The sequence below is a fragment of the Methylophilus sp. 5 genome, from assembly GCF_000515275.1.
Taxonomy (GTDB): Bacteria; Pseudomonadota; Gammaproteobacteria; order Burkholderiales; family Methylophilaceae; genus Methylophilus.
On sequence record NZ_KI911560.1, the window covers coordinates 2,536,555 to 2,553,292 of the forward strand.

General features: G+C 50.2%; 22 protein-coding genes. 20 read left to right on the forward strand and 2 right to left on the reverse strand.

Features of this window, described 5'->3' with window-relative positions; translation table 11 throughout:
* Positions 1-195 precede the first annotated feature (195 nt).
* The 11 genes from METH5_RS0112310 to METH5_RS15925 all read left to right on the forward strand — a co-directional run bounded on the left by METH5_RS0112310 (position 196) and on the right by METH5_RS15925 (position 6,929).
* Complete coding sequence (locus tag METH5_RS0112310; RefSeq protein ID WP_029148798.1) at positions 196-528, forward strand: hypothetical protein; 333 nt, start codon at positions 196-198, stop codon at positions 526-528.
* Between the two features lie 29 nt (positions 529-557).
* Positions 558-926 carry a VOC family protein gene (locus METH5_RS0112315; RefSeq protein ID WP_029148799.1) on the forward strand — a complete coding sequence of 123 codons (369 nt, stop codon included), beginning with the start codon at positions 558-560 and terminating at the stop codon, positions 924-926.
* A 242-nt stretch (positions 927-1,168) separates the two neighbouring features.
* Positions 1,169-1,858 carry an aquaporin Z gene (aqpZ, locus tag METH5_RS0112320; RefSeq protein ID WP_029148800.1) on the forward strand — a complete coding sequence of 230 codons (690 nt, stop codon included), beginning with the start codon at positions 1,169-1,171 and terminating at the stop codon, positions 1,856-1,858.
* Between the two features lie 172 nt (positions 1,859-2,030).
* On the forward strand, positions 2,031-2,459 hold the full coding sequence (locus tag METH5_RS0112325) for an EamA family transporter (RefSeq protein ID WP_036307899.1): 429 nt from the start codon (positions 2,031-2,033) through the stop codon (positions 2,457-2,459).
* Between the two features lie 171 nt (positions 2,460-2,630).
* The gene (locus METH5_RS0112330; RefSeq protein ID WP_051412956.1) at positions 2,631-3,272 is read left to right on the forward strand and encodes a hypothetical protein; all 642 of its coding nucleotides are present in this window, start codon (positions 2,631-2,633) and stop codon (positions 3,270-3,272) included.
* Positions 3,273-3,772: 500 nt separating this feature from the next.
* Positions 3,773-4,972 carry a PQQ-dependent sugar dehydrogenase gene (locus METH5_RS0112340; RefSeq protein WP_029148804.1) on the forward strand — a complete coding sequence of 400 codons (1,200 nt, stop codon included), beginning with the start codon at positions 3,773-3,775 and terminating at the stop codon, positions 4,970-4,972.
* A gap of 110 nt (positions 4,973-5,082) precedes the next feature.
* Positions 5,083-5,388 (forward strand): hypothetical protein, encoded by a 306-nt coding sequence (locus tag METH5_RS0112345; protein WP_029148805.1) that lies wholly within the window; start codon positions 5,083-5,085, stop codon positions 5,386-5,388.
* 6 nt (positions 5,389-5,394) lie between these two features.
* Entirely contained in the window at positions 5,395-5,781 is a 387-nt protein-coding gene (locus METH5_RS0112350) for a hypothetical protein (protein ID WP_029148806.1), read from the forward strand.
* A gap of 86 nt (positions 5,782-5,867) precedes the next feature.
* On the forward strand, positions 5,868-6,200 hold the full coding sequence (locus METH5_RS0112355; RefSeq protein WP_198290723.1) for a YnfA family protein: 333 nt from the start codon (positions 5,868-5,870) through the stop codon (positions 6,198-6,200).
* 8 nt (positions 6,201-6,208) lie between these two features.
* Positions 6,209-6,511: an MliC family protein gene (locus tag METH5_RS0112360; protein WP_029148808.1), complete on the forward strand. Its 303-nt coding sequence runs from the start codon at positions 6,209-6,211 to the stop codon at positions 6,509-6,511.
* A 1-nt stretch (position 6,512) separates the two neighbouring features.
* The gene (locus tag METH5_RS15925) at positions 6,513-6,929 is read left to right on the forward strand and encodes a hypothetical protein (RefSeq protein ID WP_232411040.1); all 417 of its coding nucleotides are present in this window, start codon (positions 6,513-6,515) and stop codon (positions 6,927-6,929) included.
* 56 nt (positions 6,930-6,985) lie between these two features.
* Here the strand turns inward: METH5_RS15925 and METH5_RS0112370 are convergent, their stop codons facing one another.
* Positions 6,986-7,819 (reverse strand): outer membrane protein assembly factor BamD, encoded by an 834-nt coding sequence (locus METH5_RS0112370; RefSeq protein ID WP_029148809.1) that lies wholly within the window; start codon positions 7,817-7,819, stop codon positions 6,986-6,988.
* A gap of 47 nt (positions 7,820-7,866) precedes the next feature.
* On the opposite strand from METH5_RS0112370, the gene rluD reads away from it, so the two are divergent.
* The 6 genes from rluD to rimO all read left to right on the forward strand — a co-directional run bounded on the left by rluD (position 7,867) and on the right by rimO (position 13,295).
* The gene (gene rluD, locus METH5_RS0112375; protein WP_029148810.1) at positions 7,867-8,973 is read left to right on the forward strand and encodes a 23S rRNA pseudouridine(1911/1915/1917) synthase RluD; all 1,107 of its coding nucleotides are present in this window, start codon (positions 7,867-7,869) and stop codon (positions 8,971-8,973) included.
* Between the two features lie 2 nt (positions 8,974-8,975).
* The gene (gene pgeF, locus METH5_RS0112380; protein WP_029148811.1) at positions 8,976-9,704 is read left to right on the forward strand and encodes a peptidoglycan editing factor PgeF; all 729 of its coding nucleotides are present in this window, start codon (positions 8,976-8,978) and stop codon (positions 9,702-9,704) included.
* Between the two features lie 134 nt (positions 9,705-9,838).
* A complete protein-coding gene (locus METH5_RS0112385; RefSeq protein WP_029148812.1) occupies positions 9,839-10,486 on the forward strand; it encodes an HAD family hydrolase in 648 nt (215 codons plus the stop codon).
* A gap of 10 nt (positions 10,487-10,496) precedes the next feature.
* The gene (locus METH5_RS0112390) at positions 10,497-10,922 is read left to right on the forward strand and encodes a hypothetical protein (RefSeq protein ID WP_029148813.1); all 426 of its coding nucleotides are present in this window, start codon (positions 10,497-10,499) and stop codon (positions 10,920-10,922) included.
* A gap of 156 nt (positions 10,923-11,078) precedes the next feature.
* Positions 11,079-11,948, forward strand: coding sequence for a ZIP family metal transporter (locus METH5_RS0112400; RefSeq protein WP_051413030.1), 870 nt, complete (start codon positions 11,079-11,081; stop codon positions 11,946-11,948).
* 12 nt (positions 11,949-11,960) lie between these two features.
* Entirely contained in the window at positions 11,961-13,295 is a 1,335-nt protein-coding gene (gene rimO, locus METH5_RS0112405; protein ID WP_029148815.1) for a 30S ribosomal protein S12 methylthiotransferase RimO, read from the forward strand.
* A gap of 64 nt (positions 13,296-13,359) precedes the next feature.
* Here rimO and METH5_RS0112410 read toward each other — a convergent pair whose 3' ends face one another.
* Positions 13,360-13,695, reverse strand: a complete 336-nt coding sequence (locus tag METH5_RS0112410; RefSeq protein WP_029148816.1) for a hypothetical protein — start codon at positions 13,693-13,695, stop codon at positions 13,360-13,362.
* A 127-nt stretch (positions 13,696-13,822) separates the two neighbouring features.
* On the opposite strand from METH5_RS0112410, the gene gltX reads away from it, so the two are divergent.
* The 3 genes from gltX (at position 13,823) to hflX (ending at position 16,713) form a co-directional block, all read left to right on the forward strand.
* Entirely contained in the window at positions 13,823-15,229 is a 1,407-nt protein-coding gene (gltX, locus tag METH5_RS0112415) for a glutamate--tRNA ligase (RefSeq protein WP_029148817.1), read from the forward strand.
* A gap of 110 nt (positions 15,230-15,339) precedes the next feature.
* Positions 15,340-15,582, forward strand: a complete 243-nt coding sequence (gene hfq / locus METH5_RS0112420) for an RNA chaperone Hfq (protein WP_029148818.1) — start codon at positions 15,340-15,342, stop codon at positions 15,580-15,582.
* A gap of 3 nt (positions 15,583-15,585) precedes the next feature.
* The gene (gene hflX / locus METH5_RS0112425) at positions 15,586-16,713 is read left to right on the forward strand and encodes a GTPase HflX (RefSeq protein ID WP_029148819.1); all 1,128 of its coding nucleotides are present in this window, start codon (positions 15,586-15,588) and stop codon (positions 16,711-16,713) included.
* Positions 16,714-16,738 lie beyond the last annotated feature (25 nt).

Here is a 16,738-nt window from a genome sequence, read left to right on the forward strand (position 1 = left end):
ACTTCGATGATACAATTTTCAATAACGAGGGTTGAGCCAAATTTATCGCCAGCCCCTTATGTCTAACGTTAGGTGTCATGAAACATCATCCACTGTCACTGCTTGTGCTTTCTTCTACACACCACGGTGGACGCCTGAAAGCATAGGCTTTACTATTGGTGGCTCTTGTATTTGTGCCAATGAGCAAGGTGTTGCGTGGCTATTCAGTTTTTACCTATTTTAAAGGCGGTGGCGCCTTATATTGCACAGGTGGCGACGGCGGCAATCCCTGCGTTTACTGCCAAGCCTGAGGCCGCCAAGGTGGATCCTGTATTGACCAGCCAGATCGAGGAGTTGCAGGCAGCGACGATTCAGAATGCTGAGTCTATCCATTTGCTGGCAGAAAAAATGCAGCTGGCGATTCAGGCGTTGGATGAGGCAGGGCAGGCGGCAAAAAAACAGGTGGAGGCTTATAAGACGATGCTGTTTGTTTCGTTTGGCTTGTCGATGACGTCGGCGCTGCTTTGTATCTACTTGTTATTGCGCTAGTTACAAATGATTAAATGGAGTTTTAAACCATGTCTAATCTGACCGTGGCCGAAATCAAGGCCTTTGTGCCTGCGAAAAACTTCGCGCTTTCCAAGCAGTTTTATCAAGACATGGGCTTTACCATGGCGTCAGAAGGTGGCGGTGTGGCTTATTTTCACTATGCACACGCGAGTTTTCTGTTGCAGGATTTTTGTGTTGAGAACCTGGCTGAGAATTTTATGATGCATCTGCTGGTGCAGGATGTGGATGCCTGGTGGGACAAAATTCAGGAAAGCGGCATTATTCAGACCTATGGCGTCAAAGTATGGCCGATTCAGTTGCAAAGCTGGGGCATGCGTGATTTTTGCATTGCTGACCCCTCAGGTGTGTTGTGGCGGATTGGGCAAAATGTGGATTGATCGTTAACTGTATGATAGTTAAGTGTATTGTTCAAGGTCGGCAGTTGCCGGCCTTTTTTATATTGGGCGTGTGATGGATGCCATATTGCATTGAGTTTGGCCTGTTTAATATTTTTTAACAAATTGCATTTTAAGTAGCGATAGTTTGCTATATTGAGCGCTCAACGTGCTGTTACCGAGCACAGTGATGTGTTGGGGCGCGTTGAGTAAACCATCGGCTATTAAAAAAGGGAGAGGGCACAATGAAAAAATATGTGGCAGAATTTTTTGGGACTTTTTGGTTGGTATTAGGCGGCTGCGGCAGTGCCGTGCTGGCGGCAGCTTTTCCAGACCTGGGCATTGGTTTGTTGGGTGTTTCGCTGGCGTTTGGCTTGACTGTTCTTACCATGGCGTTTGCTATCGGGCATATTTCGGGCTGTCACCTTAACCCGGCGGTCTCTATCGGCTTGTGGGCGGGTGGCCGTTTTCAGGCTAAAGAGTTACTGCCGTATATTGTGTCGCAAGTGTTGGGGGCGATTGTGGCAGGCGGTGTTTTGTATGTCATTGCCAGTGGCAAAGCGGGTTTTGATGTTGCGGCAGGTTTTGCTTCTAATGGTTATGATGAGCATTCACCTGGGGGCTACAGCTTGCTGGCAGCGTTTGTGAGTGAGGTGGTGATGACCATGATGTTTTTGGTGGTGATTATGGGTGCCACTGACAAACGCGCACCACAAGGATTTGCGCCGATTGCCATTGGTTTATGCCTCACCTTAATACATTTGATCTCCATTCCAGTCACTAATACTTCTGTGAATCCTGCACGCAGTACCGGTGTGGCAGTGTTTGTGGATGGCTGGGCGATTTCACAGCTGTGGTTGTTTTGGCTGGCACCAATTGTGGGGGCGGTGTTAGGCGCGGTGATCTACCGTTTTATCGGTAGCGAAAAAGCGTAATCAGCAAAACGCAAGCCATCAAGTTTGCAAAAAATAAAAGACTGGCTACGGCCAGTCTTTTTTATGGTTAACGCTAGCCAAAGGCCACATTGCATGCGGCATATTTAAAAGTGGCGCACCTGCTTGCTATACTTGGGGCTTACATAACGTGGGCGATTCGGGAGTTGTGCTTATGGAGAGTCAATGGTTGTTTTGGGCGTTGCTGTCTGCCTGTTTTGCGGCACTCACAGCAATCTTTGCCAAAGTGGGTATTCAGGGCGTGGATTCTGATTTTGCGACCTTGATCCGTACAGTACTGATTACGCTGGTGCTGGCTCCGTTTGTCTGGCTGGCGGGCAAGTGGAGTAATCCCTTCGCGCTGCCGCATCGCTCGCTATTTTTTCTGGGTTTGTCTGCGCTGGCCACTGGCGGCTCATGGCTGTGCTATTTTCGCGCCCTGCAGTTAGGCGAAGCCTCTAAAGTGGCGCCGGTAGATAAACTCAGCCTGGTGCTGGTCGCCGTGTTTGCCTGCCTGTTTTTGGGCGAGCGTTTAAATGCGCGTGAGTGGCTAGGGTTGGCGCTGGTGGCCATTGGTGTACTGGTGCTGGCAATCAAGCGCTAGCGTCATTGGTATAGCTCAAACTGGCTATTGCAAAGCGGCTAGATTCATTTATAAACAGGATTGGCTTTTCTCAATTCAATGGGCCCCGTCAGGGGCTTTTTGATGATATTCATCCGCCTGTGTGAATCTAGGCAATAAGCGAACATTTTTTGCAAACCAGAAAGAAAAAGGATGACGAACCAGCGGTTATCTAAAGTATTAGTATTATTTGCCAGTTTGCCACTTGTGTTGGCAAGTTGTTGCAGTGGGGTGGTGCCTAGCACCATTACCCAGGCGCCTGTGATTAAACCTACATCGGCCTCACAAGCTGCCTTGCATGTAATTGGCGTGTATCAAGGGCAGTTGCCTGACACTGCCGATAAGCGCCCATGGTGGGCGCAATGTCAGGCGATCAATGAGGTAGCTAGCAAGCATGAGCCGCTGGCACCACAAGCGTGCCGGTCATTTTTTAACCCTGGCCGCGATCAGCGTACGATTACTGTGAATGTGACTGATGACACGACGCCGATTATTTTAGGGTTGATGGCTTATGAGTCTGTGAGCTGGCAGATTAAAGCCGCGCCCGGGGTGCGTATCGAAAAAGTGATTCTGGCTGGTTATCATCAACAGCGCATTCAAGGAGTCGGCGATGCGCAGATTGACGTGTATAGTTACGACAACAGCCCGTGTGAGCGCTGCGTGCAAAAAGGGCGTTACTTTTATGCCTATGAGCGTGTGCCGGTTGAAATGGAAATCGCTGCCGGGGTGAGGGCAACTTCATTTCAGGGCAATTATACGGGTGGCGCTTACCAGATATTCAAGGGTATGCAATAAGCCCGTCTAGCCACGTCATGTGGGCGTTGGTGTGGTCATCTGTTTTTAATCGTTTGTTTTAAATGTGTGTGGTTGAGGTGTGTGTTGTTACGTGGTTTGATTTATGGTTTAAGCATTTTGCACCTGGGGCCTGGTTTTGCGTTTGCAGTGGTTGCGTTTGGTTGTGATGACACATTTTCTTTGTTGCAAGTGGTCTGCCAGCAAGATGCCTTTGCAGCATTTATCAAGTTGACGCTGGCCGCCTGGGGCGTCATGATTTTTGCAGTTTTGTTAAAATTATTAATTACAAAATACATTAATAAAATTAAATAATTTATTGATTTTTATAATAAATAAATCATCATAAAATAGCTGGTATAAACTTTTATGGGTTGGGGGACTCGAAAAGAAACTAGCTAACGGAGAGTCTTGTTTTGCCTTATTTGAATCAGCGATATTCAATCGCGACCTGTGCCCGCGTGGCATGTAGTGTGATCTTGGCCTATTGTTTAAACGCTGTGTTGCCTAGCATGGCGCTGGCAGGCGAAGATGTGGTGCCTAGGTTATTGCTGTCTGGCAGCGACGCCGCAGAGGCAGATAAAGAAGCCAATAAAGAGCCGGAACCACCCCGAATCAGCTCGGTGTTTGGCACGCAAACCCTCAAAGAATACAAATTACCGTTTGAAGATCAGTATCCGTCCGGCCCTTTTGAGCGGTTGGATAAAAAACTGTTTTTGTTTATTAGCAAATGTGGCGAGGTGTTTTTTGTCCGCCAGAACGAAAGTATGGAGCTGGTGAAACCCGGTAAGCCATTGGCTAAATTTATCCCTGGTGGTGAAACCTCAGCCGACGAAAGCAGTAGCAAACAGCTGGTGTATTGCCGCGAGTTGTCGGGGGTAAAGGACTCTTTGCTGATTGGCAAAACGTTATATGTGGCTTATACCGCCTGGGATGAGGCGAGTAATGGTGTGCGGCTGGCGGTGAGCGAGTTTGCCGTTGATATTGAAAATAGCGAAGTCAGCTTTGACCGCGAGATTTATATCAGCCGTCCGGCAATTAAAGAGCCGATTTTAGGCCATCAGGTGGGTGGCAAGCTCGCGCTGGGTGAAAATGACCACACCTTGTACCTCAGCCTGGGCGATTTTTCCAAACCTGACCGCGTGCAGGACAAAACGACCTCGCTGGGTAAAGTGGTGCGCATTGATTTACAGCGCCTAAATGCCGAGGTGTATGCCTCTGGCTTTCGCTCGCCCTCTGGCGGCCTGTATTTTGACCGCGAGAGCAATGAGCTCTGGTTAACTGACCATGGCCCGCGCGGTGGCGATGAAATTAACCTGATCAAGCGTGGCAAAAACTATGGCTGGCCGATTGTGAGTTATGGCACGATTTACGAGCGGGATGGCATGAGCGGCTATTACGGCAACAAGTTTAATAGCCACGAAGGCTACGAAAAGCCGATGATGACCTTTGTGCCTTCGATCGGTATCGGCCCGCTGGTCAAATATCCGTCTACCGGCCGTAATGACTTCTGGGATAACGACTTATTTGTTGCAGGCATGGGCAATACAACCTTATATCGCGTGCGTAAAGAAGGCACCTCATTGGTCTATGCCGAGCCGGTGTTAAGCGGCTACCGCATACGTGCGATCCAGATTGACCAGAACGGCACGTTTTATCTTAAAACCGACCATAATCAGCTGCTGATTTCAGAGCAGGAGTAATCCTGCATCAACCTGTTTGTGCGGGCGTTACTTGCCCGTGCATGCAATCTGGCATACATTGTGAGGCAGGCAAGTTTCCATGTGTTTGTGAGTATTCAAGGAGTGCTGATATGGCAAAGTTTATCACCGGGCAAGAAGTCAGAACCAATACGTCCAGCATTGAAGTGAGCATTGATGCAGCGAACCCGCTGCCACCGGGCAGGCATCGTTTTCAACTGATTGTGGAAGATGATGCTGGCAATCAGTCTGACCCTGCAATGGTGGATGTGATTGTGGTGGATCAATCCAAACCGACCGCCGTCATTGATGCGCCAACCTCAGTGGCTACCGGGGCTTCTTTTACCTTGTCTGGCGCGCGTTCATTTGACTTGCCACCCGGCAAAATAAAAAACTATCGTTGGGTACAACTTTCTTAAGGCTTTATGCGTATTAACCAGTCTATTACTTTGACCGCCCTAGTGGGGGCGGTCATTGCGCTTTATTTTGAGGCGTATGCCGCCAATGGGTTGCAGTTTCTCAGTTATCGCACTGGCTTGTTAATGACCGCGTGGACGCTGATGCCTTATCTGATTTTGTTTGCGGGGCGCTACTTTTTTGAAGGCAGTGACATCCAGAAACAATGGCTGCACTTTGGTATTTTTGAGGTGCTGGTGGTTGCCTGGATCTATTGGCAGACGTTAGTGATGTACCCGGACGCGCAAGGCGGTTTGATTTTTCTGTTTTTGCCATTGCTACAGGCCAGCCTTAACCTGGTTGTTGGCGGCGTGTTGTACTGGGCGCAGCGTCGATTAAAGCATCGTAAGCAGTGAACATCATATCTGCCGCAGCCAAGTTCTCGCATCCACGTTGCGTTGATTAGTCGCATTAACCGTGCGCTCGCCTTTTTATAAAAGGGATTCTTTTGCTTAAAACACTTTTTTTATTTGCGCTGACGGCCGTGGCTGAAATTGTTGGCTGTTATCTGCCTTATTTATGGTTAAAAGCAGGCAAGAGTGCCTGGCTGTTGTTGCCCGCTGCGGCCAGTCTGGCATTGTTCGCCTGGTTGCTAACCTTGCACCCAACCGCCGCTGGCCGCATTTATGCCGCCTATGGTGGCGTGTATATCGGCGTTGCCATTGTTTGGTTATGGTTGGTGGATGGCATTAAGCCCTCAGGCTGGGATTTGTTAGGGGCTGGGGTAGCGATACTCGGCATGGCGATTATTATGTTTGCACCGAGGTCTGCATGAGGTTGGCCATGATGCTTTTTGGCTGTGCTGCTGCGGCGATGGTAATGGGCTGCGCGACAAAGCCACCGCTGGCAACACCTGATGCGGTAGTGTTTGATTGCCAGAATGGCGAAGTAATGCGTGTGCGTTTTGTGGCGGCGCCTGCCAGTGCGGTACTGATGCGTGGGCAAAACAAAATCAGCTTGCCACAACAGCCTAGCGGCTCAGGGTTTATCTATAGCAACGGGCCGAATACCATCCGTGGCAAAGGTGATGCGTTAATGGTGGAAATTGGCCGTATGGCTGCAATACAGTGTCAGGCTAGGCCTTAGCATGTTAAAACGATTGCTGTGCTATAGCTGGGCGGCACCCACCAGTTTGCTGGGACTTTTATTAGCGAGTCTGTTATTGGCAAGTGGTGCGCGTGCGCGCCGGGTCGACGGCGTACTCGAAGTGTCTGGTGGTTGGTTGGCCAACGCACTGACGCAGTTGAGTGGTTTTGCCGCGTTGACGCTGGGGCATGTGGTGCTTGGTCATTCTGCAGATTGCCTGCACCGTTTGCGCAGCCATGAACACGTGCATGTTCGTCAGGCTGAACGTTGGGGTATATTCTTTGCCCCGGCTTATTTGCTGGCTGGGCTATGGCAATGGTTACGCGGACGGCATGCTTATTACGATAATCCATTTGAACTGGAGGCGTTTGCGGTTGAGTCGGGTGATTGTGATCACGCATTCACGTTAAACGGCTAGCGTTCAAATTAAAAAACGCCAGTATGACTGGCGTTTTTTGTGTTTAAAGCAACGAGTTAGTACAGACTTTCCCAGAATTTCCACCAGATTTTTTCGTCTTCATTAATCTTGCCGCTAATCATCGGGTTTTCAGGATAATTCGTTTTTAAGATACGCAGCGTGTCGCCTTTAAGGTCAGCCATGTCCATGGCGTCATAGGCGCTGACCATAGTCACCAGCGCGTCTTCTACCGAACTCGAGTTTGGGTAGGTTTCAAGCACATATCTGGAACGGTTTAGTGCGGCGACATAGGCTTTACGCTGCATGTAATAACGTGAGACGTGCATCTCGTGCATGGCCAGTGTATTCACCAGGTAAATCATGCGCTGAGTAGCATCTTTTTTATAACGGCTGGTAGGAAAACGCTCAACCAGCTCTTTAAAGGCATTAAATGACACGCGCAAGGTTTTCGGGTCGCGGTCATTGATTTCCTGTTTGGTGTATTTCTCCATAATGCCGCGCTCGTTAAACGTGGCCAGGCCCTTCAGGTAGTAGGCGTAGTCTAGGTTAGGGTGGTTAGGGTGTAGCTTGATAAAACGGTCAACGGCAGATAAGCACAATACTGGTTCAGATTTTTTATAGTAGGCATAAGCGACTTCTAGCTGTGCTTGTGTGGCATAGGCACCATGCGGATAACGCGCTTCGAGCTTTTGAAAGTACTCAATCGCCTTATCGTAGTTTTTGTCGACCATTTTCTCCTGGCCTGCAGCGTAGAGACGTTGTTCTGCCCAGCCTTTGGTTTCATCCGGAGGATTCGGGTTGCCAAAAATGGCACAAGCACTCAAGGTGAGTGCCGTGATCAAAATAAAAGCACGCGTGAACAGGGTGTTAAGCGGTAAAATGCGAAGCATGTTGTTTAATGTTGTTTTATCAAAGGAAACTCAGGGCATTATAACTGATGCTGTTTGAAAATATGAAAGAAAGCGCCTCCTTACATCTGGTCGTTCCTGGCAACGTTGGCGGGCAGCGTCTCGATCTGGCTTTGCAACAAATGCTACCGGATCATTCTCGCAGTCGCTTACAGGCATGGATCAAAGAAGGCTTGGTGTTGCTGGATGGCAAAGCGCCAACCGCTAAAACCAAAGTCTGGGGCGGTGAGCAGCTTGCGATCACGCCGCCTAAAAATGCACAGGAAAACGCATTTGAGCCAGAAGATATCCCCCTCGATGTCGTTTACGAAGACGATGCCCTGATCATTATTAATAAGCCTGCCGGGCTGGTGGTGCATCCAGCCGCCGGTAACTGGAGCGGCACTTTGCTCAATGCCTTGCTGTTTCAGTGGCCGTTGCTTAAAGACGTGCCACGTGCCGGTATTGTGCACAGGTTGGACAAAGATACCAGCGGCTTGCTGGTGGTGGCCAAAACGCTGGAGGCGCAAACCAGCCTGGTGCGTCAGCTACAGGCACGTACAGTCAAGCGTGAATACCGTGCGATTGTGTGGGGGCAGTTATGGCGTAATGGCAAGGTTGATCAACCGGTTGGCCGGCATCCGCATAACCGAACCAAAATGGCCGTGATTCGACGTGGCCGACAGGCCATTACGCATTATGAAATTCTGGAGCGTTTTGGCACCAATACATATCTACGCTGTAATCTCGAAACCGGCCGCACGCACCAAATTCGCGTGCATTTGCAGCATTTAAAAGCGCCTATGGTGGGTGACCCGGTGTATGGCATCGGCAATATTATTCCGCACAAAATGATGACGCCAGAGCTGCGTGAGGTGATTGGTAATTTTAAACGCCAGGCGCTGCATGCGGTTAAGCTGGGACTTATTCATCCGGTGACTCAGCAGCCGATGGAGTGGCAGATTGAGTTGGCCGACGATATGCGTGAACTGTTGGAAGCCATGCGCATCGTCAAGCCGGTGGAAGAAGTGCTGCCGCCAGACTTTAATCTGGGTGAAAACGGTTTGTTTATCGGTGATGATGACGATGATTGGGGCGATGACGACCTTGATGATGACGCCGATACAGAAGATGAAGACTGGGACGGCGAGGATTAATCATGGCTGGCTTGCCATTGATCACGCCTGACTGGCCTGCACCACCCAACGTGAAAGCCTTGCAGACCACGCGTCACGGTGGCGTGAGCACAGGTGTGTATGCCAGCCTCAATTTAGGCGATCACGTGCGGGATGACTCGCAGCATGTTGCTGCGAATCGACAATTATTGAGCGCTTACCTGCCCAGTGAGCCGGTATGGCTGAATCAGGTACACGGCGTACGTGTGATAGATGCCGCCTTGTCGGCCTGCCTTGAAAGCGCAGATGCCAGCTTTAGCACACGCAAGCAAGTGGTGTGCGTGACCATGACTGCAGACTGCTTGCCGGTGTTGTTATGTGATCAGGCGGGTACCGCTGTGGCTGCTATTCACGCTGGCTGGCGTAGTTTGTGTGATGGCGTGGTTGAAGCAACGGCGGCAGCCATGCCGGTGCCTGCCAGCCAACTCATGGCTTGGCTGGGGCCCGCCATTGGCCCAGACGCGTTTGAAGTGGGCGCTGAGGTGAGGGCGCAGTTTATGGCACAGGATGCGCAGGCCGAATCTGCGTTTAAAGCCAACGGCGATAAGTGGCTAGGTGATTTATATAGCATTGCCAGGCAACGCTTACAATCGCTGGGGGTCGCGCAGATTTATGGCGGCGGACGCTGTACATTTAGCGAACCAGAGACCTTTTTCAGCTATCGGCGCGACGGCGATACCGGCCGCATGGTGTGTTTTATCTGGCTGGAATAAATATTTTTGCCACAGAGAACACAGAGTTCACAGAGAAAAGCATTGTGAATGATGTTTTTTGTTTTCCTCTGTTGCTCTGTGACCTCTGTGGCTAAACAATTAAAAAGTCATTCCAAAGACTCAATCACATTTTTATGAAACAGCATTTAATTTTTGATTTAGACGGCACCTTAATTGATTCCGCGCCCAGCATTCTGCATTGTTTTGGCCTGGCTTTCAGTTCAACCCAAACGCCATTGGCGGCACTGCTGACACATGATGTGATTGGCCCGCCGTTGATGGAAGCGCTCAAGCAGCTAGCGGGCAGTGACGATGCAACCTTACTGAATGCCCTGGCCGCTGCTTTTAAACAGCATTACGACACCACAGGCTATGTACAGTCAGTGGTGTTTGAGGACGTTTCGGCTATGCTGCAGCAGTTGAAAGATCAAGGCTACCAACTGTATATTGCGACAAACAAACGCTTTTATCCGACAGAAAAAATCATGGCGCATTTAGGATGGAAAGCGTTTTTTAGCGGCGTCTATGCGCTGGATTATTTTAATCCGCCGCTAAAAACCAAGGCTGAGATGATAGGCCGCGTGGTGGCAGATAACGGTTTGACCGTGCAGGATTGTTTATATATTGGGGACCGTCTCGAAGATGGTGTGTCGGCTGATGCTAACCAGATGGCATTTGCGCTGGTGAGCTGGGGTTATGCGGGCGATGTTGCCATGCGAAAGCCGCACTGGCATAGCTGCGCGCAGGTGCAGGACCTTGCTGGTTTAATCTCAACGTTATAAATTTTTAATTATGCTCAAACGATTACGTGTACGACGCCATCCTGCAGACTTTAGTACGGGTGTCGATCCTTTGTTGAGCGGTAAGCGTGCCTGGCCGAATATATTGCTGGTGGTGGGTTTGACTGCATTAATTGTTGCGGGTGTCTATTTTGATTGGGACGCACGCGTGCTGGCCGGGGTCGCTGTGCTAGTTGGGTTGGTGTCTGGTTTATTTGTCTGGTTGGTGGCTTTAATTGGCCTGGTGCCGTTAATCGGCCCCATCATCGTCAAAATATTGAGTTTTGGTTTTATCTGGCTACTTAATGCGATGGGTTACTTGGTGTCTTATATCGCGATCCGCCGCGGCTATTCGCGTGATGTGCTGACTTATCGCGGCCTGACCATGGCCTTACTGATCGGCATCGTGATTGGCTATATTGTGGCGCAGTTTATTTAGTGCGCTTGTGGGGTTGTAAAAATAAGGTATTAAAGGATAACTGATTGTTTATGCTTTGTTTTTTTGATAACTCACGTATAATGCGCGCCTTTCTGTCATAAACGCGGCGTGACTCTTTTGCCCACATTTCTATCTAATATTTCACCGTTTACCGGCATGGTGCTGGCCTGTTTGCTGGGCGGTGTCTTAAGTGTCTGCGTGGCTGCGTTATTTGCACTCAACGCCAAAAAGCATTGGGTGCCTTTGCTGGTCAGCTATGCGATTGGCGCCTTACTGGCTGCCGTGTTTCTTGAAATTTTGCCGCATGCGATTGAAACCAGCCCTAATATAGAAGCCATGACAGCCACCATGCTGTTTGGTGTGCTGTTATTTTTTACGCTGGAAAAGCTGGTGTTGTGGCGGCATTGTCACGGTGAGCATTGTGAAATGCATGCCATGCATGATGAGGCGCATTGCCCGGAGCTGCACCCCGAACAACCCACCACTAAAAAGCCGCAAGGGGCGATTAAATTCAAGCTGCCGCAGGCGGCGCCTGCGCAGGTGGTTGGTCATCATCACGCACATGGCCACGATGGCGGCCGCAGTGGCTTGATGATTATGGTTGGCGATACCTTCCATAATTTTGTCGATGGCATCCTGATTTGCGCCGCATTTATGGTTGATATGCAGGTGGGCTTGGTCACGGCCTTAGCCATTATTGCGCATGAAATTCCACAAGAAGTAGGCGATTTTTTGATTCTGCTGCATTCCGGCTACAGCAAGAAAAAAGCATTCTTGTTTAATATTGCGTCCAGCCTAGCCACACTGGCAGGCGGGCTGTTGGCCTATATGGCGTTAAATCTGGTGCAGCAGTGGGTGCCGTATATCCTGAGTCTGGCTGCTGCCAGCATGCTCTATGTGGCGGTGGCAGACTTGATTCCAGGCTTGCATAAACGCACGGCGCTGCGGGACACCCTGAGTCAGATATTATTAATTGTGTTGGGTGTGGCTTCTGTCGCCCTGACCAAATGGTTGGTAGAAGGTTAAGAGAGAATCAATATGCAAAGTTCGCCTAAAGTCGGGTTTGTTTCCTTGGGCTGCCCAAAAGCCGGGTCTGACTCCGAGCGCATTTTGACCCAGTTGCGCGCAGAGGGTTATGAAATCAGCAATAGCTACGAGCAATCTGACCTGGTGGTGGTGAATACCTGCGGCTTTATTGACTCAGCCGTGCAGGAATCACTCGATGCGATTGGTGAAGCGCTCAATAAAAATGGCAAAGTGATTGTGACGGGCTGCCTCGGCGCTAAAAAAGACGTGGTCACCGGTGCGCACCCAAATGTGCTGGCGGTGACTGGCCCGCATGCGCTCGAAGAAGTCATGGGCCATGTGCATACGCATTTGCCTAAGCCGCATGATCCATTTGCAGACCTGGTTCCGCCACAAGGTATACGCCTGACGCCCAAGCATTACGCCTACCTTAAGATTTCAGAAGGCTGTAACCACCGTTGCAGCTTCTGCATTATACCTAGCATGCGAGGTGACTTGGTCAGCCGCCCGATTGGTGATGTGCTCAACGAGGCAGAAAGCCTGGTTAATGCCGGGGTGTCAGAGATTCTGGTGATTTCGCAGGACACGTCTGCGTATGGCGTAGACATGAAGTTCCGTAAAGGTTTCTGGAACGGTCGCCCGGTGAGAACGCATATGACGGAACTCAGTAAGTCGCTGGGTGAGTTAGGCGTGTGGGTGCGTTTGCATTATGTCTATCCTTATCCGCATGTGGATGATGTGATCCCGTTGATGGCAGAAGGCGCGATTTTGCCGTATCTGGATGTGCCATTGCAGCACGCCAGCCCGCGCATTCTTAAGGCGATGAAACGCCCCGCCAGTAGCGAAAACAATCTGGCGCGTATCAAGGCCTGGCGCGATATTTGCCCGGATATTGCCATCCGCAGTACTTTTATTGTTGGTTTCCCGGGTGAAACCGAAGACGACTTTAAAATGCTGCTCGATTTTATGGAAGAAGCACAACTGGATCGCGTGGGTTGCTTTGCTTATTCAGCTGTGGACGGCGCTGCTGCCAATGCCTTGCCAGACCAGGTGGCTGAAGAAATCAAGCAAGAGCGTTTAAGCCGCTTTATGGAAGTGCAGGAACGCATCAGTGCGGCTAAAGTCGCGGCCAAGATTGGCAGCCTGCAAACCGTGCTGGTGGATGAGTTGACCGAAGATGATGACGGCAACGTGATTGCGATTGCCCGTACGAAGAGCGATGCGCCGGAGATTGATGGCATTGTTTATTTGCAAGATGCCGATGGATTGAGCCCAGGGGATTTTGTCGATGTGCAGATCATCGACTCGCAAGGCCATGACTTGATCGGTGCGCCGCCCGAGTTTTAAGCCGACTGGATATCAATTATGTAAAAAATGCCGCTATTGCGGCATTTTTTATGACTGTTTTCATTTAGGCGATCACTGCCGGGCGTTCGCAATCGGCGCGCTCGGCAAATACATCCAGCGTGAACGGGCAGCGCTTGAGCTTTTGTTGCGCAGATTTGCGTTTGCCAGCCTGTTGCAGGTTGACATAAGGCGTTTGGCTTAAGCGCACATAACCGGATTGCAGTAACTTGCTGGCGGTGGTCTCAAACTGGCTGAGTGGGTTATCCATATTTTGCAAGGTAATGCCTAGCTTGTGCACCGCAACCACATGATAAATCGCGCTGGTTTGGCCAGGTGCGGCAGGTTTACCGTAAAGCTCGCCGACATGAATATCGCCGCTGGGAGAGATGAGTTGCGTCATGGCGGCATCATAACGTGTTTGTGCGCTGGCTTCAATCTGGCTGCCGCCATTTTGCAGCGAAGTCGCAGTCAGGCAGGAGTGCGGCTGCCATGTTAAAATAGCCGGCTTGAGCGTTCAGAGATTTATTATGTCACAAGCTGTTAAAACCCGTTTTGCCCCGAGTCCTACTGGTTATCTTCATATTGGCGGCGCACGTACTGCCTTGTTTTCCTGGGCCTACGCCCAACGCCATGGCGGACAGTTTATTTTGCGGATTGAAGATACCGATGTTGCCCGTTCGACGCCAGAGGCGGTGCAGGCAATTCTGGATGGCATGGCCTGGTTGCAACTGGACCATGACGAAGGTCCGTTTTACCAGATGCAGCGCATGGATACCTATAAAAAAATCATCCAGAAAATGCTCGATGACGGTCATGCCTACTATTGCTATTGCAGCAAAGAAGAGCTGGAGGCTTTGCGTGAAACGCAAATGCAGCAGGGCGTGAAGCCTCGTTATGATGGTCGCTGGCGCCCGGAAGAGGGTAAGGTGCTGCCAGCGCCGCCGCAAGATGTACCACCTGTGGTCCGTTTTAAAAACCCGACCGATGGTGTGGTGGCTTGGGATGATATGGTCAAAGGCCGCATTGAAATTGCCAATGCCGAGCTGGATGATCTGATTATTGCGCGTGCTGACGGTACGCCAACCTACAACTTCTGCGTTGTCGTCGATGACTGGGAGATGGGTGTGACACAGGTGATCCGTGGCGATGATCATGTCAACAATACACCGCGCCAGATCAATATGTTGCAAGCTTTAAACGCACAAATACCGCAGTATGCGCATCTATCCATGATTTTGGGTGATGACGGGCAGAAGTTATCTAAGCGTCATGGTGCCGTGAGTGTGATGCAGTATCACGAAGAGGGGTATTTGCGCGAAGCTGTGCTTAATTACCTGGCGCGCCTGGGCTGGTCACATGGCGATGATGAAGTCTTTAGCATGGAGCAGTTTTGTGCCTGGTTCGACCTCGACCATATCACGCCCTCTGCGGCACAATTTAATACCGAAAAACTCAACTGGCTCAATGCGCATTACATTAAAACATTGCCTTTAGAGCGTATTGCGGATGAAGTGAAGCCGCGCCTGGCCGCGCTGGGAGTGGTAGAAACACAATCGCCAGATTTGCTGGCAGTGTTGAACTTATACCGTGAGCGCACCAACAATCTCAATCAGCTGGCCAAAGAGATTGCTTTCTTTTACCAGATGCCTGCCATCAATGAAGCTGACGCTGCCAAACATATTCAAGAGGAAACCTCAGCTTATATCGAAAGTTTTTTACAGAAGACTCAAGATTCCGACTGGACTGCCGATAAATTACACGATGCGCTAAATCAGGTCGTGGCTGAGCAGCAGATTAAATTTCCCAAACTGGCCATGCCATTACGGGTGGCTTTAATTGGCATTGCACAGTCGCCCAGTATTGATCAGGTGATGTCACTATTGGGTAAAGAGGCCTGTTTGCAGCGTATTCGCGCATTATTTCCAAAAAAATAAAGCGCGGGGATTGAAATTGGAACAAATTAGTACAATCATAGTCACTATGAGGGATTGGTGTTCAAGATAATAAAACTCCAATACGATTAAAACAAACAAGGAGCTATTCCATGAATAATAAAGGCCAAATGCTACAAGACCCTTTTCTGAACGCCTTAAGAAAAGAACACGTACAAGTGTCTATTTACCTGGTTAACGGGATTAAACTGCAAGGTCAGGTCGACTCTTTTGACCAGTATGTGATTTTGTTAAAAAATACAGTCACGCAGATGGTGTACAAACACGCTATTTCAACCATCGTTCCAGCGCGTCCTGTCACTTTGGCGCCACACGAAACAGCACAAGAATCTTAATGCATGTTTGATAGACCAAGCGGCGGAGATGCCGTCGTTCTGGTCAGTGTCGACTTTGGTGATGCTGACTACGAAGAAAGTTTGCAAGAACTCCGCCACCTTGCCGGCACTGCCGGACTCAATATCTCTGCGACGCTGGAAGGCAAGCGTCAATCGCCTGATCCCAAACACTTTATCGGCTCTGGTAAGGCAGATGAGCTCAAGGCGTTAATGGCCGCACACGAGAGTAAAGTGGCGGCTTTTAACCATGACTTAAGCCCCTCACAGCAACGCAACCTCGAAAAACTGCTCGATGCGCGCGTCGTAGACCGCACAGGCCTTATTCTGGATATTTTTGCCCAACGTGCACAGTCGCATGAAGGTAAATTGCAGGTTGAGCTGGCGCAATTAGAGCATTTGTCTACCCGCTTAGTGCGAGGCTGGACCCACCTTGAGCGACAAAAAGGCGGTATTGGTGTGCGAGGCGGCCCAGGTGAAACGCAGTTGGAGCTGGATAGGCGCATGCTGCGGGTGCGCGTTAAGCAATTACGTGAAAAGCTGGCCAAACTCAAGCAGCAACGTGGCATGCAGCGTCGGGCGCGCAAGCGCTCTAACCTGATGACGGTGTCGCTGGTCGGCTATACCAACGCCGGTAAATCGACCTTGTTTAACCTTGTAACGCGCTCTGGCGTTTATGCGGCTGACCAGTTGTTTGCCACGCTGGACACCACCTCGCGCAAAATGCATCTGCCCGAGGGTTATCCGGTGGTGGTGTCGGACACGGTTGGTTTTATCAAACATTTGCCCACCACCTTGATTGAGGCGTTTGGTGCAACGCTGGAAGAAGCGGCTCAGGCTGACTTGTTGCTACATATTGTCGATGTCGCCAGCCCTAATCGCGATGCTCAAATCGAGCAAGTGAATATCGTGCTAAAAGAAATTGGTGCAGCTTCGGTGCCGCAAGTGCTGGTGTTGAATCAGATTGACCGCATGGGTATGGCGCCGGGAATCGACCGTGACGAGTATGGTAACATCTGTACTGTTCGCGTCTCGGCCAAAGAGGGTGTGGGCATTGAAGACCTGCGCCAGGCGCTGTTAGAGCATCAGCAATATTTGAAAAAACTGAGTACGGAAGAGCGTGCTTATGTTTAAAAAATCAAAAAATACGGAGTACTAG